The 22021-nt window shown below is 70.6% G+C and carries 16 protein-coding genes; 9 read left to right on the top strand and 7 right to left on the bottom strand.

Features of this window, described 5'->3' with window-relative positions; translation table 11 throughout:
• The 5 genes from QUD34_RS09195 to QUD34_RS09175 are packed head-to-tail and all read left to right on the top strand — an operon-like array spanning position 1 to position 8155.
• Positions 1–4755 (top strand): alpha-2-macroglobulin family protein, encoded by a 4755-nt coding sequence (locus QUD34_RS09195; RefSeq protein WP_286353399.1) that lies wholly within the window; start codon positions 1–3, stop codon positions 4753–4755.
• Positions 4752–5621 carry a hypothetical protein gene (locus QUD34_RS09190; RefSeq protein WP_286353398.1) on the top strand — a complete coding sequence of 290 codons (870 nt, stop codon included), beginning with the start codon at positions 4752–4754 and terminating at the stop codon, positions 5619–5621. Before QUD34_RS09195 ends, QUD34_RS09190 begins: the two co-directional genes overlap by 4 nt.
• Positions 5608–6414, top strand: a complete 807-nt coding sequence (locus tag QUD34_RS09185) for a hypothetical protein (protein WP_286353397.1) — start codon at positions 5608–5610, stop codon at positions 6412–6414. Before QUD34_RS09190 ends, QUD34_RS09185 begins: the two co-directional genes overlap by 14 nt.
• Entirely contained in the window at positions 6414–7907 is a 1494-nt protein-coding gene (locus QUD34_RS09180; RefSeq protein ID WP_286353396.1) for a hypothetical protein, read from the top strand. The genes QUD34_RS09185 and QUD34_RS09180 overlap by 1 nt, the downstream gene beginning before the upstream one ends.
• Entirely contained in the window at positions 7904–8155 is a 252-nt protein-coding gene (locus tag QUD34_RS09175; protein ID WP_286353395.1) for a GIY-YIG nuclease family protein, read from the top strand. Before QUD34_RS09180 ends, QUD34_RS09175 begins: the two co-directional genes overlap by 4 nt.
• Here QUD34_RS09175 and QUD34_RS09170 read toward each other — a convergent pair.
• The 3 genes from QUD34_RS09170 to QUD34_RS09160 form a co-directional block, all read right to left on the bottom strand.
• Positions 8139–8915, bottom strand: a complete 777-nt coding sequence (locus tag QUD34_RS09170) for a hypothetical protein (protein WP_286353394.1) — start codon at positions 8913–8915, stop codon at positions 8139–8141. The two genes, QUD34_RS09175 and QUD34_RS09170, sit on opposite strands and share 17 nt — an antisense overlap.
• Before the next feature lie 173 nt (positions 8916–9088).
• Entirely contained in the window at positions 9089–9787 is a 699-nt protein-coding gene (rpe, locus tag QUD34_RS09165; RefSeq protein WP_286353393.1) for a ribulose-phosphate 3-epimerase, read from the bottom strand.
• Positions 9788–9791: 4 nt separating this feature from the next.
• Positions 9792–11396: an amidohydrolase gene (locus QUD34_RS09160; protein ID WP_286353392.1), complete on the bottom strand. Its 1605-nt coding sequence runs from the start codon at positions 11394–11396 to the stop codon at positions 9792–9794.
• Between the two features lie 80 nt (positions 11397–11476).
• Between QUD34_RS09160 and QUD34_RS09155 the strand changes: the two genes are divergently transcribed.
• The 4 genes from QUD34_RS09155 (at position 11477) to QUD34_RS09140 (ending at position 15839) form a co-directional block, all read left to right on the top strand.
• Positions 11477–13132 carry an acyl-CoA mutase large subunit family protein gene (locus tag QUD34_RS09155; protein WP_286353391.1) on the top strand — a complete coding sequence of 552 codons (1656 nt, stop codon included), beginning with the start codon at positions 11477–11479 and terminating at the stop codon, positions 13130–13132.
• A gap of 111 nt (positions 13133–13243) precedes the next feature.
• The gene (locus QUD34_RS09150; RefSeq protein ID WP_286353390.1) at positions 13244–13495 is read left to right on the top strand and encodes a hypothetical protein; all 252 of its coding nucleotides are present in this window, start codon (positions 13244–13246) and stop codon (positions 13493–13495) included.
• Between the two features lie 170 nt (positions 13496–13665).
• The gene (locus tag QUD34_RS09145; RefSeq protein ID WP_286353389.1) at positions 13666–15528 is read left to right on the top strand and encodes a cytochrome c3 family protein; all 1863 of its coding nucleotides are present in this window, start codon (positions 13666–13668) and stop codon (positions 15526–15528) included.
• Positions 15529–15605: 77 nt separating this feature from the next.
• A complete protein-coding gene (locus tag QUD34_RS09140; protein WP_286353388.1) occupies positions 15606–15839 on the top strand; it encodes a cytochrome c3 family protein in 234 nt (77 codons plus the stop codon).
• Between the two features lie 63 nt (positions 15840–15902).
• Here the strand turns inward: QUD34_RS09140 and QUD34_RS09135 are convergent, their stop codons facing one another.
• Genes QUD34_RS09135 through coaE form a run of 4 tightly spaced genes read right to left on the bottom strand, consistent with a single transcriptional unit; the run spans position 15903 to position 21730 of the window.
• Positions 15903–17603, bottom strand: a complete 1701-nt coding sequence (locus QUD34_RS09135) for a phospho-sugar mutase (protein WP_286353387.1) — start codon at positions 17601–17603, stop codon at positions 15903–15905.
• A gap of 34 nt (positions 17604–17637) precedes the next feature.
• Positions 17638–18258: an SAM-dependent methyltransferase gene (locus QUD34_RS09130; RefSeq protein WP_286353386.1), complete on the bottom strand. Its 621-nt coding sequence runs from the start codon at positions 18256–18258 to the stop codon at positions 17638–17640.
• Complete coding sequence (locus tag QUD34_RS09125; protein ID WP_286353385.1) at positions 18258–19643, bottom strand: TldD/PmbA family protein; 1386 nt, start codon at positions 19641–19643, stop codon at positions 18258–18260. The genes QUD34_RS09130 and QUD34_RS09125 overlap by 1 nt, the downstream gene beginning before the upstream one ends.
• 2 nt (positions 19644–19645) lie before the next feature.
• Positions 19646–21730 (bottom strand): dephospho-CoA kinase, encoded by a 2085-nt coding sequence (gene coaE, locus QUD34_RS09120; protein WP_286353384.1) that lies wholly within the window; start codon positions 21728–21730, stop codon positions 19646–19648.
• Positions 21731–22021 lie beyond the last annotated feature (291 nt).

The following is a 22021-nucleotide window of genomic DNA, read 5'->3' as shown; positions in this document are numbered from 1 at the left end:
ATGCGCTGGTTCCGTCCCCTCGTCACCCTCCTCCTGCCCGCGCTCCTCCTGCTGCCCACCCATGGCACGGCCCAGAAGCGGGGCGCCGAGGCGCCCTGGCGCGAAGGCGGCTGGACCGGCGCCTTCGCCACGCTCCGTCCCACCCTGCCCGGCAAGGCGGGGCAGCTGGAGGCGGCGGGGCCCATCCCTGCCGAGGCCCGCATCCGCCTCTACCGGGTGGAGGATCCGGACACCTTCCTGAAGAAGGTCCTCCTGGATCGCGGCAACGCCGTGGCGGAGGGCGCCCGGGGCGCCCAGGATCCCCTCGATGTCTTGCGGGAAGCGGTGCTCTGGGGCGGCCGGCGGGCCTTCGTGACGGTCCACCGCACCGCCAGCCAGGGGCTGCGGGACGCGGCCAAGCAGACCGACCGGCTCACCTCCGCCCGCACCAGCCCCGGCAAGGTCCGGGAGGGTTCCGCGCTGCCGCTGGAGGGTCAGCCGGGCATCACCTTCGTCACCGAGATCGTGCCCCGGATCCAGGAGGACCTCACCGGCAAGCGGGGACAGGAAGACGACGAATCCGGCGACGACGGGTTCCTCAGCCGCGTGGAACTGCCGGCCCAGGCCGCCGGGCTCTACCTGGTGGAAGTGATTCGGGGCAGTGACGCGGCCTATGTGCCCTGGCTGGTGACGGACCTCGCCCTGCTCTCCGAACAGGACGGTGGCCGTATCCGCCTGCAGGCAGTGGATGCCCGCGACGGCGCGCCCCGGGCGGGTGTGACCGGGCAGATGCTGGAGGGCGCCAAGGCCCTGGCGCTGGCCTTCGATGGCGCCGGCAAGGCCGAGTCGCCCGCTGCGCCCGGTGTGCGGCGGGTAGTGCTGGTCCGGAGCGGCGCCAGCTTTGCCATCCTCGCCAGCGAAGGGCAGAGCGCAGCCTCCGTGCGGCAGCGGCTCTACGCCTTCACGGAGCGCCCCCTCTACCGCCCCGGCCAGGAGGTGTTCGTGAAGGCCATCCTCCGGCGCGTGGAGGACGGTGAGAACCGCGTGGCCGGTGGCGTCCAGGCGCTCCCCTTCACCGTGCTGGATCCGGAAGACACGAAGGTCGCCGAGGGCCAGGCGAAGCTGCTGAATGCCGAGACCGGCACCTACGCTGCGCAGTTCAACCTGCCGGGTGCCGGGCGCCTGGGCCTCTACCGGGTGGTGTTCCAGGGGCCCCAGGGGCCGGGGCAGGCCGAGTTCAAGGTCGAGCAGTTCGTGAAGCCCGCCTTCGAGGTGAAGGTGACCACCGGGAAGACCAAGGTGGGCCTGGGCGATGCGCTGAGCTTCCACGCGAATGCCCGCTATTTCTACGGTGCCGCGGTGCGGGGTGCCAAGGCGGACTGGTTCCTCTACAGGGTGGTGCCGCCCAAGGTGCGCTGGATCTGGGATGACGAGGATTCCGGCCCGGCGCCCGAGCTGATGGAAAGCGGCCAGCTGGACCTGGACGACGAGGGCCAGGCCGACCTTCCCGTCTTCAAGGCCGAGAGCGACGGGCTGTGGCGCATGGTCGTGAAGGTGGCCGACGCCTCGGGCCAGCGCAACAGCGGCCAGGCCCAGGTGCGCGCCGCGGCCGGGGACCTGGTGCTGATGATCGCCGCCGACCGGCAGGTGGCACTTCCCGGGAAGCCCTTCCAGGTGACTGCGCGCGCCCTCGACCTCGACGGCAAGGAGGTCCCGGGCGTGGCCATCGCCCTCCGGGCGGCCCGCATCGTGGCCCAGAAGGACAACGCCTACTGGTGGTCCCGTCCCAATGCCCTCAAACCCGGCGAGACCGTGGCGTCCGCCCCGGGTCCCCAGGCCACGCTGACCATTCCCGAAGGCGGGGCCTTCCTGCTGGTGGCCGAGGCGAAAGACGCCAAGGGCCGGCCCGTCACGGCCCAGCGCCAGATCACCGTGGCCGCCGAAGGGACGCCCCTGCCGGCCGTGCCGGATCTCCGCGCCGCGGCGGACAAGCCCGAGTACCAGCCCGGCGACACCGCTCGGGTGCTCGTGCAGCTGCCCCGGCCCAGGCTCACCCTGCACTGGGCCCTCGAGCACGAGGCCCTGGGCCAGCGGCAGACGCGCCTGGTTCAGGGCACCACCGCCCTGGTGGACATCCCCGTGACCGCGGCCATGCAGCCCAATGTGTGGGCTGTGTTCGAGATCGTGGCGGAGGGCCGCCGCCAGATGGTGGAAGTGCCCCTCCGCGTGCCGAAGCGGGACCGCCGCCTGCAGGTGGCCGTGACCACGGACAAGGAGCGCTACCAGCCCGGCCAGCCCATGAAGGTATCCGTGGAGGTGAAGGATGCCTCCGGGCGCCCGGCGCCCGCCGACCTCAGCGTGGGTGTGGTAGACGAAGCCATCTACGCCCTGAGCCAGGAGCTGCATCCGGATCCCGTTCGATTCTTCCATCCCACGCGCCGCCACGGCGTGCTGCGCTCGGGCTCCACCGACTGGAGCTTCCACGACCTGCTGCGCCGGCAGCGGCCCGTATGGAGCCTCAAGCAGACGAAGCGCGGCGAGTTCAAGGCCGATGACGACGACAAGGTGCGCCAGAACTTCAAGGACACGGCCCACTGGGCGCCCTTCGTGGCCGCGGGCCGCGACGGGAGGGCCAGCGTGGATCTGGTGCTGCCGGACAACCTCACGGCCTGGCGGGCCACGGCCACGGCCGTCACCGCCGATACCAAGGTGGGCGTGGGCCGCAGCTCCAAACCCGCTGCCAAGCCCCTGCAGGTGGCCCTCGCGCTGCCGCGCACCCTCAGCGTGGGCGAAGAGGCCCGGGCCATCGCGCTGGTGCGTAACCTCTCGGGCCAGCCCATCCAGGGGAAGGTCCGCCTGGAAGTGCAGAACGGGCGCGTCACGGGGTCGCCCGAGGGTGCCTTCAGCCTGCCGGACCAGGGCGAGTTCCGCTTCGCCCTGCCGCTCTTCTCCGACAAGACCGGACCCCTCACGGTCACGGCCCGTGTCGAGGGCGGTGGCCTGAAGGACGCCGAGCGGCAGCGCGTCACCGTGCTCGACCAGCTGGTGCCGGCCTCCATGTCCGGCTCCGTCGTGCTGGACGGCGGAGCCCAGACCTTCACGGTTCCCGTCCCGCCCGGCGCCAAGGGCGAGGCGAGCCTGGTGCTCACGCCCGTGGGCAACCTCGAACACCTGGCGGCGCCGTCGCTGCCCTACCTCATCGGGTATCCATACGGCTGCGTGGAGCAGACCCTGTCGAGTTTCGTGCCCAACCTGCTGGTGGCCGACCTGGTGAAGCAGGGCGCCATGCCCGACCTCGACTGGAAGAAGCTCACGGACCTGGACCGCAACATCCGCAACGGCGTGTTCAAGGTCTACGGCTACCAGCAGCCCAATGGCGGCTGGGGGTGGTACGCGCCCGGGGATTTCGGCCTGGACGCCAATCCCCACACCACGGGCTACGCCATCCAGAGTTTCGCGACCATGAAGCGCCTGGGCTACACCGTGGACGAGGGCGTCTACCGCCGGGGCCGCCAGGCCGCCATGAGCCTGTTCCAGCAGGCGGCCCGGCAAGCTGACCAGGCCTCTGGCCAAGGCGGTCAGGGCGGTCGGGGCCGCAGCGCGGACCCTCAGGCCGACGCGGCCTTCCTGCTCCTGTCGCTGGCCCAGACGGGAGAACCCGTCGCGGGGCTGGTGGACAGCGCCGCGGACAAGGTGCTGAAGGGCGCTTGGAGCGGCAATCATGTGCTGGCCATGACGGCCCTCGCGGCCGCCCAGGTCCGGCATCCCAAGGCCGCGGCCCTGGCCGAGCGGCTGGAGCAGCGGGCGGTGCTGAAGGGCGGGCTGGCCCGCTGGGAGGGCCGCCGGGAGGACTGGTGGAGCTACGCCTCGGGCGATGTGGTGCCCACGGTGATGGCCCTGAAGGCCCTCTGCCTGGCGAAGCCGCAGTCCCCGCTGATCCGCCAGGGGGAGACCTTCCTGGCCTCCGAGTACCGCGGCTACGGCTGGTATTCCACCTGGAGCACCTCGCAGATCGTGGAGCTGCTTCCCTACCTCATGAAGACCCGCAAGCTGGACTGGGGGCCCCTGGCCATCCAGGCGGCGGTGCAGGGCGGTCCCGCCTTCGAGTTCAAGGAGCGGCCCGAGGCGCGGCGCTGGAATGCCCGGGAACCGAGGGCCGGCGGCCACCTGATGGCGGAGCCGAAGCCCGTGACGGTCACGGCCAGCGGCCGGGGCCTGCTGGTCTGGACCTACGCCTACCAGGTACCCGGCAGCGCGGCCGGTGTGACCAAGGCCGAGGCCTCCTCGGCGCTGCGCCTGTCGGTGACCCGCCATCTGTGGAAGCTTCGGACGCCCCAGGAGACGGGCAATGCCCGTCAGGGATGGATCCGCCAGCCCTGGACCGGAACCTTGAAGGCCGGCGACGAAGCCTGGATGGAAGTGCAGTTCCGCACGGACCGGGACGCGGACTATGTGATGCTCGAAGTGCCCATTCCGGGCGGGCTCAACCCCACCGTGAAGCTCGAGGGCTTCGTGCTCGAGGGCAAGTCCTTCACCGAAGAGGGCGCTTCCGACACCTGGATGAAGCCCCGCGTCGAGGTCCATTCCGACAAGGTGACCTTCCTGTTCCACCGCACCTGGAGCTGGAACACCCACACCGTGCGCATCCTGCTCCGCGCAGGCATGGCGGGCACCTATCGGCTGCGCCCGGCCAAGCTGAGCCTCATGTCGAACGAGGGGCAGTGGGTCACCAGCGACGGGTTGGACCTGAAGGTGCAGGACGGGGGTGCGCGATGAACCGCTGGATGGTGCCGATCCTGCTGCTGGCGGCCACGGGGCTCTGGGCCCAGAAGGCGCCGTCGCCGAAGTCCGCGAAGCCGCCGGCCGCCGCCTATGTGCCGGACCTGAAGGCCTGGCGGATGGAGCTGTCGCCCGCCCTCGGCGGCTGGTCCAGCGATCGTGCGGTGAGCCTGCGCATCAAGCTGGTGGACCCGAAGGATCCCAACCCGCCGAAGGACGAGGCTGCGCCGCGCTACGACGAGGACGAATACGAGGGTGACGGTGGGGATGGCCGCACGGAGGACACCCGCACCGCCGAGCAGCTGCGACAGGAGCGGCTCCAGCGGGAAGCCGAGACGGCGCGCCAGGCCTGGCGCCAGCGCACCCTGAGGGTCTGGTTCAACGGCGCGACGCACACCTGGTCCGCCCGGGTGGGCACGACTCTGGTCACCGAGCTCACGGCCCAGAACGGCGAGAACCGCCTGGAGATCCTCGAACCCGACTCGGGACTGAAAGTGGTCCGCAGCTGGTGGGTGTCCACGGCGCGGACGCGGCTCCGCGTCGTCAGCATCCAGGCCAATGACGAGTACACCGGGGGCAGCCTCCAGGTTCTGGAACCCGACGGGGCCCTGGCCACGGGCGGGCGTCGCACGCCCTCCGGCGGCATGCTCCGCTGGTCCGGCGAGTACACCCACGACACGCCCCCTCCAGGCACTTACACGCTGAAGTGGACCGGCGGCTGGCGCGGAGGCCGGCCCGCCCGCATCCGGGTGGAGGCGGTGCTGGATGGCGGCACCGACCAGGAGCGCCGCTGGATCTGGGAACGCCTCATTCTGCCGGGCGCGGGCCCGGCCACCCTGGGGACCTTCGATGTGGAACCCTAGGGGCATCCTGTTCGCGCTCGCGGCCACCTGCCTCGCGGCGATCCAGCCGGCGCCCGACATCCCCAAGTCGCCCGCCCTGCAACCCGGTGAAGGCTTCGCCATCACGCTGGGCGATGGCGAGGTGCGGGTCTACGGCGAGGCCGGCCGGGAGGCGCCCATGGGCAGCCTCGCGAAGCTGGTGTGGATGCGCCTCGAAGGCTCCGACTGGGCCAGCCAGGGCGTGCGGTACAAGTGCACGGGCGCGGCGGGTTCCTTCCACTGCTGGAACCGGGAGGGCCACGGTCGGGTGGATCTGGGCACGGCCCTGAAGGAGAGCTGCAACCTCGCCTTCCTGGCCTGGATCGGCGATGCCCAGATGCACTGGAGGCAGGACTACGGCGAGGCCGCGGCCCGGGTCCGCATGGAAGAGGTGTTCGCGCCTTTCCTGGGCCGGCGCCTGCCGCCCGGGGATCTCCTGCCGCCACTGACGCCAGCCTGGGTCGGCGACGGCGACCTGCTGCGCACCAGCCCCGAAGCCTTCCTCCGCTGGCTCATGGAACCCGACAAGGCTGAGGTCGTGACCTTCGGCAAGCGGTTCCTGGCGGGCTACTGGGTCGAGTTCAACGCCCTCTTCGGCAAGGAACAGTGGTGGTTCAAGACCGGCACGGCTCCGGTTCCGGGCGACCCCACGGCCACCAGCGCCTGGGTGGCCGGCGGCAAGGGCTCGGCCATCGTGGTGCTCCATCTGCCCAGGGGCCGGGGCAAGCAGGAGGGGCTCGTCCGAATCCGGGAAATCCTCGGGCTGAAGGGCTGATGTTCCTGCCGCTCGCCACACTCGTGCTGCCCGCGTCGCAGGGCCATCCCGCCTTCACTCCGCCGGTGTTCGAGGGGGACATCGAGGTCCGGCCCATGGTCGAGGCGACGCTTCGCGCGGCCTTCTCGGTGACGGCGGGGCAGGGACCCTGGCCGCCGGGACCCTGGACGGTGCTGATCCACCTGGACGCGGGCTCCTTTGAGCGGTCCACGGGCGCGCCGCCGGGCCGGGCGGCGCAGTGGTCGGGAGGCACCCTCCACCTGCGGCCTTGGGTGCAGCTGCAACGGCGGGATCTGGGGGCGATCCTGCGCCACGAACTGACCCACCGCCGGCTGGCCGCCCAAGGTCTCCGGCGCTGGGAGGAGGAGGCCCGCTGCCTCTTCGCAGAGGGTCATCGACACCCTCTGGCCGCCAAGGCGGAGCGACCCGCCGGGGCCCTGCAGGATCGTCTGGACCGGGCCCTGGCCAGCGGCACCACCCGGGAGCAGGCATGGGCGTACCGGTGGCTCCGGGCCTGGCTCCAGGGTGGGGTCCTGCCGTCGCCGCCCGGGGTGCAGAACCGGCCCTCCGAGGCGTGGGTGAAGGACTCGGCCACCCTGGCGGACCAGGTCACGGTGGTCTGGCCCGCCGAGCGCCTCCGAGGGCCTCTGGTGGTCAACGGCCTGCGGCTGCCCCATCGGGTCGGAAGATCCTGGCGCTTTCGCGGCCATGTGCGGTTCTCTCCAGGATTTCCCGTCCACGACCTGCGTGGCGCGGTCCGCGTGCAGGCCGCCGCCCACGGCTGGCGGGTCGCCTGGACCGCCTCCCGGAAAGCCTGGATCGCCGCGGCCACCGAGGGGGAGCTGGGAGCCGACGCCCCGGTGGAAGCCCGCCGGGCCCTGGCGGCCGTGCTCGACCGGTGGCTGGAGGGGCATGGCCACCAGCACCCCGGCGGCGCCCTTTGTCCTCTGACCCACTGCGCGGTCGTGCGCGGGGCGGCCGCGGACACGACGCTCGCCGCCGTGGCTTCGCTACCTGATCTGCCATTGGACCCACGCTGGGCCTTCTTCACGGGCTCCGCGGGGGGCCAGGAGCTTTCCCCCCGGGAGGTGTGGGGCGAGGGCCCAGCCGAATCGGGCAGTGCGGTCGATGTGCCCGGAGACCGCTGGTCCACATGGGAGCGCTCCCTCGATGCCGCGGAGGTGGCAGCCCTGAAGCGGGATGTGCGGCCGGGGTTGAAGCCGGGCCAGCGCGGCCTCAGCCTGGGAGATTCGGGGCCCTACGCGGTGGAGGACCTGCGGCTGGCCGCGGGCCGCCGCTTCGGATGGACGGCCTGGCCCAGCAACGCCTGCGAAGGCGAGGTCGGGCCGGATGGCTCCCTCCGGCTCCGGGGCGTCGGGTGGGGCCACAACGCGGGCCTCTGCCTCGCCACCGCCCGATTCCGCGCGGCCCATGGCGCCACGGCTGAACAGATCCTCGATGAAGCGTTCCCGGCTTCCTGGCGGACGCCGTGAACTGGTGGGTGTATCTGCTCCGCTGCGGCGATGGCACGCTCTACTGCGGCATCGCCCTCGATGTGGCGGCGCGCCTGGCGCAGCATCAGGCGGGGAAGGGGGCCAAGTACACCCGGGGCCGCGGCCCGCTGGAGCTGGTCTACCGCGAGCGGTGCGGCGCGAAGGGCGAGGCCCTGCGCCGGGAGCGGGAGATCAAGCGGATGCGGCGGAAGGCGAAGGCGGCGCTGGCGGCTACAGCGAGACCATGATCGCCAGCCGGATGCCCGGGTGGCGGCGGCTCGTGAGGTAGTAGCCGTCGAAGGCATCGTCGATGTACATGTCGTCCCACAGATACCACTCGTCCGCCCAGAACTCGGGCCAGGGGTCCACGATGAGGAACCAGTAGCCGCCGCAGCGGAACCGGGGGTAGCCGCGGTAGATCACGGGGCGGCTCCCGATCCGGAACGCGTGCCGGTCGCCGAAGCGGGCCACGAACTGCGGCTCGGGGATGCGGTAGCCGCCGTAGCCTCCGCGCTGGGCCCAGGTGCGGTGCTCGCTTTCCCAGCGGTGGGCCCGGTGCTCCCGCCAGGAGGGGCGGGCGGGCCAGGCGTCCCGGCGCCAGGATTCCCGGGCCTGCCAGGCGCGGGCGGCCTCGGGACGGACCGGGCGGCCCAGGTCCCGGGTGGGAGGGGCGCCCCGGGGGACGGCGGATTCCCTCCGCTCAGGCCGCGGTTCCGGGCGTGGCCGGACTTCCTCGGCCCGCCGGAGCCGCTCCGGTTCGCCCCGCCGAGGTTGCTCCGGACGCGGGCGCTCCTCGAACCCCCGCTCCCGGGGGGCCTGGGCGGACCGGACCGGCGCCTCCCGGCCCCGGTCCTGGTCCCGACCGAGGCTTCGGCCGGGCTGGGAGCGACCCTCCTGCGGCCGCCGGGGGCGGGCTTCCTCCTCCCGGCGGTCGTGCTGGGCGTTCAGGTGGAGGCCCGCCACCATCAGCAGCAGGGCCCAGGTGCTTGCGCGTCGATGCCGTGTCATGGGTGCCTCCCTGGCCAGGCCTTCGAGTCGGGCACTGGATTGGATGCCTCGGTAGCAGATCTGGTGCCACTCCGGGGCCATGCGCAGGGATGTGATTGTGAGTTGGAGACTTGTCGCTGCGCCGGTGGCCTGCGGGCCCTGGGGCGCGTGGCATCCTGCAGCGGACCGGAGGCTCAGGCCCGGCGGCCGGCGGCCATCCCTCCCAGCAGGTCCGTCACGGCGATGCGCGGATCCGCGGCCTTGAACACGGCGTTGCCCGCCACGAGGCAGTCGGCGCCGGCCCGCACCAGATCCCCGGCGTTCTTCAGGCTCACGCCGCCGTCCACCTGGATGAAGAAGGGCACGCCGCGCTCGGTGCGGAGGGCATCCAGACGCTTCACCTTGTCGAGCACGCGGGGAATGAAGCTCTGGCCGCCGAAGCCGGGATTCACGCTCATGAGCAGCACGAAGTCGAAGTCGCCGACGAGATCCACCAGCGTCTCCACCGGGGTGCCCGGGTTCAGCACCACGCCGGCCTTGCCGCCGGCCTGGCGGATGGCGGCCAGGGTGCGGTGCAGGTGGAGATCGGCCTCCTGATGGACGCTCACCCAGTCGGCGCCGGCCCTCACGAACTCGGCGGCGTAGCGCAGAGGCTCCACGATCATCAGGTGGCAGTCCAGGGGCAGCGCCGTGGCCTTCCGCAGGCTCTCCACCACGGGCAGGCCGATGGTGATGTTCGGCACGAAGCGGCCGTCCATGACATCCACATGCACCACCTGGGCCCCGGCGGTCTCGATCATCCGCAGCTCTTCGCCCAGCCGCGTGAAGTCCGCGGAGAGCAGGGACGGGGCCAGCAGGGGGGCGGCGGGGCGGAGGCTCGAGGGGTGGCTCATGGCTCTAGTGTGCCAGGGGCACTTCCACGCCGTTCACCCACAGGCGTCCGGGCCTCAGCTTCCGCAGGGCCTCGGGGGTGAGGTCCCCGATCGGCGCCTGCACCCAGAGGAGGTCGGCCACGGCCCCTTTCTGGAGGGTGCCCAGGTCCTTCGTCCGCCCCAGGGCCGCCGCATTGCCTGCCGTGTAGGCGCGGACGGCTTCGAGCCGCGTGAGCCGCTGGGCGGGAAGGAAGCCGCCGGGCGGGTTGCCGTCCGGGTCCTGCCGGGTCTCGGCCGCGGCCAGGCTGATGAAGGGGTTGGGATCCTCCACGGGGGCGTCGCTGCCGAAGGCCAGCAGGGCGCCGCCGTTCTCGAAGCTGCGCCAGGGGAAGGCCTCGTTCAGGCGCTCGGGGCCGAGGCGGGCGGGGGTCCAGCTGTGGTCCGAGGTGCAGTGCACGGGCTGCACGCTGGCCACCACACCCAGCCTGCCGAAGCGCGCGGCGTCCTCGGCGGTGACGATCTGGGCGTGCTCGATGCGGGGAGGTAGGGCGCCCCGGCCCTTCTTCATGGCCTGGGCCAGCAGGTCGAGCGCGGCGCGGTTGGCGGCATCGCCGATGGCGTGGATGGCGGGCTGGTAGCCGGCCTTCATCGTGATGGCCGCATCCAGGGCCACCTTGGCGGGCTCCGTGACCCAGAGGCCCCGGGTGGCGGGTTCGTCGGCGTAGGGCGCCAGGAGCCGGGCGCCGCGGCTGCCCAGGGCGCCATCCAGGTAGAACTTCACGCCCTGGACCTGGAAGAAGGACAGGTTCTTGGGCCGGGGCTGCTTCAGTTCGCGGAGCATCAGCCGATGATCGTGGCTGAGGTAGGCGAAGACGCGGATGGGGAGCGTTCCCGCAGCGGCCATGCGGCGGTAGGCGGCCAGTTCGGGGCCTGTCACCCCCATGTCCGCCACGGCGGTGAATCCCTGGGTGCGCAGGGCCTCCAGTCCGGCCTTCAGGCGCGCTTCCAGCTCGGCGCGCCCGGGCTCGGGAATGAGCTTCTGGACCAGGTCCACGGCATTGTCCAGCAGGATGCCCGTGGCCCGGCCGAACTCGTCGCGGAGGATGCGGCCGCCCTCGGGGTCCGGCGTCTTGGGGCCGATGCCCGCCATGGCCAGTGCGGCGCTGTTCACCCAGGCGGCGTGGCCGTCCACCCGCTGGAGGAAGGCCGGTCGGGTGCCCGTGAGCACATCGAGGTCATGGGCGCGGGGGAAGGCCTTGGTGGCCCAGCGGTTCTGATCCCAGCCCCGGCCCAGCAGCCAGCCCTGGGCGTGGGTGGCGGTCCAGGCCTTGATGCGGTCCAGCGCGGCGGGCAGGCTGGCGGCGCCCGTGAGGTCCACCTTGCGGGCGAGGGCGCCGAGGCCGCCCACATGGGCGTGCCCCTCGATGAGACCAGGCAGCAGCGTGCCGCCCGGCAGGTCGATGCGGGTGGCCTTGGGGTGGGCCTTGGCCAGGGTCTCGACGGCCCCGACGGCGAGGATCTTCCCCTTCCGGAGGGCGAGCGCCTGACCGTGCAGAGGCCCCTGGGCGGTCCAGATATCGGCACCGGTGATGAGTTGGACGGAGGCGGGCGGCGGAGGCGGCAGTGGCATGGCGGGCTCGGGGGAAAGGGAGGGGCCAGTGTAGCGTCTGCGTGCGACCCGGCGATAAGGTGGATCTCATCGGAGGCTTCATGTACCAGAGGGATTTCCTGGAGCAGGTGCGGGCACAGCTCACGGTGAAGGAAGATCCGGCGAAGCTGCGCGAGAAGGTCTTCGAGACCAGCTCGGGCATTCCCCTGAAGAACAGCTATACCCCCGCGGATCTGGCGGACCACGATCCCCTGCGGGATCTCGGGGCCCCCGGGAAGTTCCCCTTCACCCGCCATGTGCAGCCCACGGGCTACCGGGGCCGGCTCTGGACCATGCGCCAGTACGCGGGTTTCGCCACCGCCGAGGAAAGCAACGCCCGCTACCGCTACCTGCTGGAGCAGGGCACCACGGGCCTGTCCGTGGCCTTCGATCTGCCCACGCAGATCGGCATGGATCCCGACCACCCCATGGCCCTGGGCGAGGTGGGCAAGGTGGGCGTGAGCATCAGCTCCATCCACGACATGCGCACCTTGTTCCGAGACATCCCCTTGGACAAGGTCAGCACCAGCATGACCATCAACGCCCCCGCCAGCGTGCTGCTGGCGCTCTACCTCGCCGTGGCGGAAGAGCAGGGGGTGGGCTGGGACAAGGTGAGCGGCACCATCCAGAACGACATCCTCAAGGAATACATGGCGCGCGGCACCTACATCTTCCCGCCCCGCCAGAGCCTGCGCCTCATCACCGACATCTTCGCCTTCTGCGCGGACCAGGTGCCCAACTGGAACACCATCTCGATCTCGGGCTACCACATCCGCGAAGCGGGCTGCACGGCGGCCCATGAGATCGCCTTCACCCTGGGCGACGGCATCGCCTATGTGCAGGCCGCCCTGGATGCGGGACTGAAGCTGGAGGCCTTTGCGCCGAGGTTGAGTTTCTTTTTCAACGCCCACAACCAGTTCTTCGAGGAGGTCGCCAAATTCCGTGCCGCCCGCCGACTCTGGGCCCGGATCATGAAGACGCGTTTCAAGACGGACGATGCAAAAAGCCAGATGTTGCGTTTCCACACGCAGACCGCGGGCAGCACGCTCACGGCCCAGCAATCGGACAACAACATCGTGCGCACCACCGTCCAGGCCATGGCCGCCGTGTGCGGCGGCACCCAGAGCCTGCACACCAACAGCCGGGACGAGGCCCTGGCCCTGCCCACGGAACAGAGCGCCATGATCGCCCTGCGCACCCAGCAGATCCTGGCCTACGAATCCCGGGTGGCCGATGTGGTGGATCCCTTCGCCGGGAGCTACTTCATCGAGTCCCTCACCGACGAGCTGGATGCCCGCGCGGCGGCCCTGCTGGCCAAGGTGGACGACCTGGGCGGCATGGTGAGCGCCATCGAGAAGGGCTTCCCCCAGCGGGAGATCCAGAACGCGGCCTACGCCTACCAGAAGGCCGTGGAGAAGGGCGAGCAGGTGGTGGTCGGCGTGAACCGCTTCGCCATCAGCGGCGAGGTGAAGCCGGATCTGCTGAGGGTGGACGAGGCCCTGGGCGAGACCCGCCGCCGCCAGATCGCCGCCGTGCGCGCGAACCGGGACCAGGGGGCCGCCTCGGCCTGCCTCGCGGCCCTCTCCAAGGCCGCCCGCGGTACGGAAAACCTGATGCCGCTCATCCTTGCGGCGGTTAAGGCCGAGGCCACGGTGGGGGAGATCTGCGATTCCCTGCGCGGCGAATTCGGGGAATATCAGGAACATCTGGTGCTCTAGCCGATTCAAACGCCTCCAGGGTCTTGTAACGACATCAATTCTCGGTACCCTTATTGCAGACCTGTGACTCGACCCGTCCCGTTCGCGGGACCCCCACTTCCCGGAGGCACCATGCGCATCGCCACCCTCATCGCCGCTGCGGCGCTGATTCTCGCTGTTCCCGCCCAGGCCAAGATGCCTTGGGTCAAGAAGTCCCAGGAACTCGGCTTCGCCGAGGTCAAGGATTGCAAGGCCTGCCATGTGGGCGCCCCCAAGAAGGGCGGCGAGATGTCCGCCCGCGGCAAGTTCCTGGAAGAGACCAAGGCCAAGAAGAAGGCCGCCGAGGTCGATCTCAACTGGCTGAAGGACTACAAGGGCAAGTGATCCGCCGAGAGGTGGTTCAGGCACCGAACCGGGCGGGCTTTCCGCCCGGTTTTTTCTGTACGGATGAGTCGCGATTGCTGCGGATCCAGACAAATGTCGTGATCCAGATCACCAGGGCCTAGCACCGACCTGAAGACTCAGGCTAGGGTTAGAGGACTTGAGAGGTGGCTATGCGTCTGCTGCTTGCTGGATTGTTCTCCCTCGCCCTTGCCGCGGCCCCGACCGCGCAGGACTGCACTTCGTGCCACGAGGTGGATCTCGCCAAGTTCGCCGCCACCAAGCACGGGAGCATGGCCTGCACGGATTGCCACAGCAGCATCACGAAGCTGCCGCATGCCGACAAGCCCGCGCCGGTGAAGTGCGCGACCTGCCACGAAGATCAGGTGAAGGCCTACGGGAAGAGCATCCACGGCGTCGCCAAGCAGAACGGGATGGCCGATACGGCCACCTGCAAGTCCTGCCACGGCCCCACGCACCAGATCGTGGCCAGCAGCGACCCGGCCTCCACCGTGAACAAGAAGAATCTGGCGGATACCTGCGGGGCCTGCCACTCCAACCCGGACTTTCTCGCCAAGCACAAGATTCCGTTCGCCAAGCCGGTGGAAGCCTACCGCCTGAGCGTCCACGGCCGCGAAGTGGCCAAGGGGAACGCCAGCGCCGCCTCCTGCTCCGATTGTCACGGAAGCCACGACATCCTGCCTTCCGCGGATCCCAAGGCCAAGGTGAACCGCGCGAATGTGGCGGAGACCTGCGGCGTCTGCCACAACGATGTCCAGGCCGTCTACGCCGACAGCGTGCATGGTCTCGCGGTCAAGCGCGGCTCCAAGGATTCCCCCACCTGCACGGGCTGCCACGGCGAGCACAACATCCTGGCCCCCAAGGAGGCGGGCTCCCTGGTGAACGCCGCCCGCGTGTCCACCGTCACCTGCGGCCGCTGCCACGGCGACGAGCGGCTGAACTCGCGCTACGGCTTCGGCGACAAGGTGCCGGCCTTCCAGGACAGCTTCCACGGCCTGGCCATCCGCGGCGGGCAGCAGACCGCCGCCAACTGCGCTTCCTGCCACGGCGTGCACAACATCCTGCCGTCCGCGGACATCCGCTCCACGGTCAACCCCGCCAACCTCCAGAAGACCTGCGGGCAGTGCCACCCCGGCGCCGGCGACAAGATCGCCCACAGCAAGGTGCATGTGCGCACCGCCGGCGGCATCGAGCACATCTCGGTGAAGTGGATCCGCTGGGCCTACTACGCCCTCATCCCCATGACCATCGGCTTCATGCTCTTCCACAACGGCCTGGACTACTTCGCCAAGCTGCGTCGCCACAAGCCCCACCACGGGACGGGTGAGCAGCTGCCGCGCATGAACAAGACCTTCCGCATCACCCACGGCATGGTGATGGTCAGCTTCATCCTCCTGGTCATCACCGGCTTCGCCCTGAAGTTCCCGGAAGCGGGCTGGGTGAAGGTCCTGGGCATGAACGGAGCCGGCCTGGTCCGCGGCTGGGTCCACCGCATCGCGGCCGTGGTCATGATGGCCGCCACCGTGATGCATGTGATCCACCTCGCCCTGGTGAAGCGCGACCGCGTGATCCTGTTCGAGCTGCTGCCGGGCTGGCAGGACGCCAAGGACATCGCCAACGCCCTGCGCTACAACCTGGGCCTGACGGACAAGCGGCCCACCTTCGGCATGTTCGGCTACGCGGAGAAGATGGAGTACTGGGCCTTCATGTGGGGCACCGTGGTGATGGCCGTGACGGGCCTCCTCCTCTGGGCGCAGAACTGGAGCCTCAAGCACTTCCCCATCTGGGTGCTCGACGCCGCCACGGCCGCCCACTGGTATGAGGCGATCCTGGCCACCCTCTCCATCCTCGTGTGGCACTGGTACCTGGTGATCTTCGATCCCGAGGTCTACCCCATGGATTTGGCCTGGCTGACCGGAAAGGCCTCCGCAGACCACCTCCGCGAGACCCGCCCCGAGTACTATGCAGCTGTGGTGAAGAAGCAGGAAGAGGCCCAGAAGGACCGCGCTGAATAACTTGGAATGCCGTTTGCTTTTCCTCCCCTGACCCGGCCCTTGAGCCCGGTCCCAACCCCAACAAAGTAGGAGCCCTCATGCGCCGCATCACCCTCCTCACCGCCCTGCTTGCCCTGGCCGTCGCTCCCGTCGCCAGCGCCAAGATGACCACCGTCAAGGGTGCCAAGTGCACCGCTTGCCACGAAGGGGCCCCCAAGGACAAGAAGTTCAACGCCGCCACCACCAAGATGGTCGCGAAGTACAAGGAATCCCAGTGCAAGGACTGCCACGGCTGGGCCGATGGCAAGCTGACCACCATCAAGAAGAAGTAGCACTCCGCTTCCCATGAAAAACGGCGCCCTCATCGGCGCCGTTTTTCATGGGGGGAGAGAAACCTAGAGGCCCAACAGGGCCCGGGCTTCGACTTCCATGCGATCCAGCTGCGCGGCGTCGCCGCGGGACTGGAGGTAGACCTTCAGCTTGGGTTCGGTGCCGCTGGGGCGGAAGGCCGCGAAGGCTCCACTCTGGAGGCGGAACTTCAGCACATTGCTGCGGGGGATCGGCAGGGCGGCCATGCGGCGGTCGGGCCGGTCGAGGATTGCCTCGGTGCCGCCCTCGCCGTGCCAGAGACCCGTCTGGAAATCCTCCCAGCTGGCGACCTGCTCGCCGCCCAGGGAGGCCAGCCCGGCGGCACGGATGCGGCCCATGGCCTCGGCAAAGCGCTTGGCGCCTCCGGGGCGGGGATCCTCCAGGTTCACGAGGCGGTTGTGGAAGGTGCCGACCTTCTCCATGAGCGCATCCACGGCCTGGAAGAGGGTCAGTCCCTTCGCCTTGTAATACCCGGCCATCTCGGCGACAACCAGGGCCGCGGTGACGCCGTCCTTGTCGCGCAGGCTGGGCGGCAGCAGCATGCCGTAGCTCTCCTCGGCGCCGAAGGCGTAGGCCTCGCCCAGGGCCTCGAGGCGGTCCATGCACACGGCGATGTTCTTGAAGCCCGTGAGGGTCCACACGACGGGCAGGCCGTGGTGGCGGGCGACTTCGGCCATGAAATCCGAGGTGACGACCGTGCTCACCACGGCGCCGGAACGGCCCTTCTGCGTGCAGAGGTAGTCCAGGGTGAGGGCGGCCAGGTCATTGCCGGACATGAGCTCCCAGACCCCTTCCCGCTGCGCCACCACGCCGATGCGGTCGGCATCGGGATCGTTGGCCAGGATGACCTCCGAAGCCATGGCTTCGGCCTCCCTCAGGGGGGCGGCATAGGCCGCCAGCTCTTCGGGATTGGGTCGGGGCGCCGTGGGGAAGGTCCCATCCTGGATGCCCTGGCTGGGGCTGAGGGTGAGGGGGATGCCGGCTGCTTCGAACAGGGCCGGGACGAAGGCGATGCCGGTGCCATGGAAGGGCGTGTAGAGGATGCGGGCCGGCTCGAAGGGCTGCGGATGCTGGAGCAGGCCCTGGCCCAGGGCGAGATAGGCGTTCTCGACCTCGATGGGAATGGGGCCGATGCGGCCCGGCGGAACGACGGGGGGCACGGGTACCACCGGCAGGGCGGCCATCTGCGCCTCGATCTCGGCGTCCCAGGGTTCCACCACCTGCCCGCCAAGGTCGTTGTAGGCCTTGTACCCGTTGTATTCCTTGGGATTGTGGCTGGCGGTGATGATCACGCCGCAGGCCGACCCCAGCTCTTTCATGGCGAAGCAGAGGAAGGGCGTGGGGAGGGGGCGCGTGCCGAGGAACACCTGATAGCCCGCCGCGGCGAGCACCGAGGCGGCTTCCGCCGCGAAGACATCGGAATTGAGGCGCGTGTCGTAGCCCACCACGGCCACCTTCTTGCCCGGCGCACGCCGCTGGGCCACGGCCGCCAGGGCCAGGGTGGTGCGGCGGACATTGGGGCGGTTCATGCGGCGGAGGCCCGCGGCCATGAAGCCACGCAGGCCGCCCGTGCCGAAGGCGAGGGGCTCGAAGAAGCGGTCCTCCAGCTCCGCAGCGGCCTGAGCCTCGCCACGCTCGGCAGCCGCCACGAGGGGGTCCAGCTCCGCGCGGAGTTCGGGCTCCAGGTGGGGGAAGGCAAGGTAGGCGCGGGCGGAGGCGAGGCTCATGGCAGGTCCTGTGGCAACATTCCAGGATTGCAGATCAACGGATTGAGGTCGACCTGGGGGCCTTGCGGGCCACCACCTGCATCACCGCGCCGGGGCCATGATGGTAGGCGCCTTCGTGGATGTCCCGCACGACCTCCCGGCCGACTTCCAGCTCCAGCCCGGGAAGCAGCTTCACCGTCTCGGCCAGGGTGCCGAGCAGATCCAGCTCCTTCGGGCCGCCGGTGCCGTATTCCAGCTGCCGGGGCGTGTAGGCCTCGAGGATCAGAACGCCTCCGGGCGCGAGCGCCTCGGCATAGCGCGGATAGAGGCGCCGCCGGAGCGCGGAGGGCAGGTGGCAGAAGATGGAGATGATGCCGCTCCAGCGCGTCGGGCCGAGGTCGAAATCCGCGAGGTCGGCCGCGACCGTGGCGAGGGTCACGCCGCGGCTGAGGGCCAGCTCCTGGGCGCGGGCCAGCCCCACGGCGGACTGGTCCACGGCGGTGACGGCGTGGCCCAGGGTGGCCAGGTGGACGGCATTCCGACCCTGACCCTCGCCCAGCCCCAGCACGGGGCCCGGCGGAACGCGGGGGGCCATTTCGCGCAGGAAGTCGTTGGGCTCCGCACCGTAGACCAGGTCGGGCTCGGCGTAGCGTTGGTCCCAGAATTCCTGTCCCATCAGGCGCCTCCGAGCGCGATGTCCTCCAGCAGGATGCTCAGGCCCGCGCTGCTGCCGTACCAGCGGAGGTCGCTGCCCAGGGCGGCGATGCGCGTGAGGAAGTCCCGCAGGTTGCCGGCGAAGGTGAGCTTGTCCACGGGCTCGGCCAGCGCGCCCTCGCGGATGCGGATGCCGCTGGCGCCCACGCTGAGGTCGCCGCTGACGGGATCCACGGTGTGGAGGCCCATGATCTCGGTAATGAGGACGCCGTTTCCGGCCATGCGGTAGAGGGCGTCGGGCGCCGTGTCGCCGGGCAGGGGGAACAGGTTGAAGGTGGTGGCGCCGGGTTGACTGCCGAAGCCCCGGCCTGCGCTGGCCGTGGGGGCCATGCCCATCTCCGCGGCGGTCTTCAGCGTGTGCAGGTAGGTCTTGAGTACGCCGCCTTCGAGCAGGACATTGCGCCGTGTGGGCAGGCCCTCGGCATCCCAGGGCTCGGTGCCCAGGGCGGGTCGGCCAGGCGCCTCCGCGAGGCGCCCGTCGTCGATCAGCGTGAGCAGGGGCGAGGCGATGGTCTCGCCCAGCTTCCCGGCGAAGAGGCTGCGCTGCTTGAGCACGGATTCGGCGTCCAGCATGCCCGCCACGATGCCGAGCAGATCTACGGCCACCTCGGGATGCAGCACCACGGCGTATCTCCCTGCGGGCAGCCGCTGGGGGTTCAGCTTCCGCTCGCCCTTGAGGGCCGCCTCGGCGCCGATGGCCGCGAGGTCGAGGCCGGGACGCCGGGCCACATCCCAGTGCCAGGCGGCCTGCCGTTCCTCGCCGTCAGCCACCGCCAGCTCGATGGAAGCGGAGCAGCTGGACCAGGCGTCCGCGGCCCGCACGCCCTTCTGGGTGAGCAGCAGGCTGGCGCCGGAGCCGTCGCTCCAGGCTGATTCCCGGACAGCGGCCACCTTGGCGGAGGCGCGCCGGGCCTGGGTTTCCAGGTCCAGGGCCCAGTCGATGCGCTGCTGGGGCGTGATGGCCTCCACCGTCGCGTCGAAGCGGCTGGGCAGGTCATCGGTGCCGGAGGGATCGGCCTGGCGAAGCCAGGGATCTTCGTCGCCCAGGGCACTCAGTTCCCAGGCCTGGGTGAAGAGGTCGCGGAAATCGGCGGCGGCGAGGTCGGTGGTGGTGGCCAGGCCTGTGCGGAAGCCCTTGCCTCCCGCGCGGATCACCCGCACGCCGAGGCCGCCCCGCTTGCTGGCGGTGAGATCCTCCAGGGCGCCGTTCTGAACTTTGGCTTTGCGGGAGCGGGACACCGAGGTGAAGGCCTCGGCCCCCTCCGCGCCCAGCTTCAGCGCGTGCTGGATGCCGTCCTGGAGGCGGGCTTCGAGGGAATCGGGAATGAAGGAAGCGAAGGGGTTCATGGTCAGATCACGCTCGGCAGGGGTTCGGCGGTGCCGCCGACCACGAGGGCGGGGCAGAGGATGGTGGGGAGGGCATCGCTGACGGGCACGCCCTGACCGTCCTTGCCGCAGGTGCCGATGTCGAAGTGGTGCAGGTCGGTGCCGATGCGGGTGAGGCCCTTCAGCACCTCGGGGCCGCAGCCGCTGAGGGTGGCGTTCTTCACAGGGTATTTGGGCTCGCCGTTCTCCACCCAGTAGCCCTCGGTCACCTGGAACACGAAGTTGCCGGTGACCGTGTCCACCTGGCCGCCGCCCATGCGCTTGACCAGCAGCCCGCGGTCCAGGTCGCGGAGGATGGCTTCGGGAGCCTCGCTCCCGGCAGCCAGGAAGGTGTTCCGCATGCGGGGGATGGGCAGGTGGCGATAGCTTTCGCGGCGGCCGTTCCCGGTGGGTTCCGCATTCATCTTCCGCGAGGTCTTTCGCGATTGGAGGTAGGCCTTCAGCACGCCGTTCTCGATGAGCACCACGCGGCTCACGGGGTTGCCTTCGTCGTCGATGGCCTGGCTGCCCCGCTTGTGGGGCAGGGTGCCGTCGTCGATGATCGTCACGCCCTCGGCGGCCACTTTCTGGCCCAGCTTGCCCGCGAAGGCGCTCATGCCCGCGAGCGCGAGGTCGGCCTCCAGGCCGTGTCCGCAGGCCTCGTGGATCATGGTGCCGCCGGCGCTGCTGCTGAGCACCACGGGGAAGGTGCCGGCGGGGGCGGGCTGGGCGTCCAGGGCCTGCACGGCCAGGCGGGCGGCTTCGCGCACGGTGTGCGCCACGGCCTCGTCGGTGAAGAGCTCGAACCCCCGGGTTTCGCCCAGGGCCTGGTAGCCGGTCTGGAGCTGGGTGCCGTCGCCGGCGGTGACATTCGCCCGGAGCACCACCTGGGTGCGGTGGTCTTCCGTGAGGGTGCCCGACCAGGCGCCATTCCGGGATTCGGCGGCGGCGATCCACACCCGCTGGGTGCTGTCGCCATAGCCGACGGAGACCTGCTTCAGCGCGCCGGGGCGCAGCGCCTCGGCCTCGGTCCGGGCCAGGGCCTCGGCGCGGCGCACCAGGGCCACCTTCTCGCTCAGGGCCACGCGGCCCGGATCGCGCTCCACGGGGCTGGGGGTGGGGTGGGTCTTCAGCAGCAGGGCCGGAACTCCGGCGGCGCCGCCGGTGCCGGGGGCGGCCAGGGTGCGGGCGGCCTCGGTCAGCTCTTCAAAGGTGGGGGCGATGAGATCGGCGAAGCGCGTGGTCTCGCCATCCACCAGGCGCAGGCTCGCGCCGAAAGTCTCCGAGGCGAGCACATCCTCCATGCGGCCGTCGTCCATGCCCAGGGCATGGGCCCGGCGGCGCTCCACGAAGGCCTCGCCGTAGTCGCCGCCCCGGCTGAGCAGGGTGGCCAGGACATCGCGCAGCTGGTCGGCGCTGAAGGGTGCGGGCATCGGGGTTCTCCAGGTCCGCGCACGGCGGACCTTCCAGTTTGCCAGAAGGGCCACCTCGGCTCCCGCCAGGATTCCGGTCAGATCCCGCCCGTCATTGGGGATCACGAGATCCGCATGGAGGGCCCGTTCCGGAGGCGTGGCCTGCGCCCGGAGGCGCGCCAGAGCGGCCTCCCGAGTGATCCCGTCCCGAGCCTGGAGCCGCTGGAGCCGAAGGACCTCCGGTGCGTCCACGGTCCAGAAGGCGTCGAAGTGGTGGGCCTTGCCGCGCTCCACCCAGAGGGCTGCGTCCAGCACCGCGCCGCGAGTGTCCGCCGGCAACCCGGCGAGGCGGCCCGCGAGCAGGGCCTCGATGCGGGGATGGAGGATCGCGTTGAGGCGGGCCCGGGCGGCGTCATCGGAAAACACATGGGCCGCCAGCCAGGCGCGGTCCAGGGCGCCGTCGGGCCGGAGGCAGCCGGGCCCGAAGGCCGCCACCAGGGCCGTGAGGCCTTCGCTTCCCGGCAGCACTGCCTCCCGCGCCAGGCCATCCGCATCCACCACGGCCCACCCCCGGGCCGCCAGCTTCCCCGCCACGAAGCTCTTCCCCGCCGCGATGCCGCCGCTGAGGCCGAGGATGGGGAAGGGCGAAGCGTGCATGGGGAACTCCGGCCCTGATTCTGCTCCCAACTGGGTTCTAAGAGCGCCTAACAAAACCCCACGGCGCCGCGCGAGGGGTGCCGGGCGAGCAAGGCGAGGAACGCGAGTCGAAGCGTAGCGGGCCCTACGCGCGACGGGCGTGACGAAGCATGGAGAAGCCCGCCACCCCCCGCCCGGAGGGAGGAAGGCAGGCGGGCGCCCCGCGGTGTCAGGCCCCTTGAACGATGTCCCGCATCGCCCTGCGGGCCCTTCCTTGCGGCGCATCCCGCCTGCCTTCCTCGCGGCATCGTC

This window comes from Geothrix oryzae (genome assembly GCF_030295385.1).
GTDB lineage: Bacteria > Acidobacteriota > Holophagae > Holophagales > Holophagaceae > Geothrix > Geothrix oryzae.
This window is presented reverse-complemented; position numbering and strand designations above follow the sequence as displayed.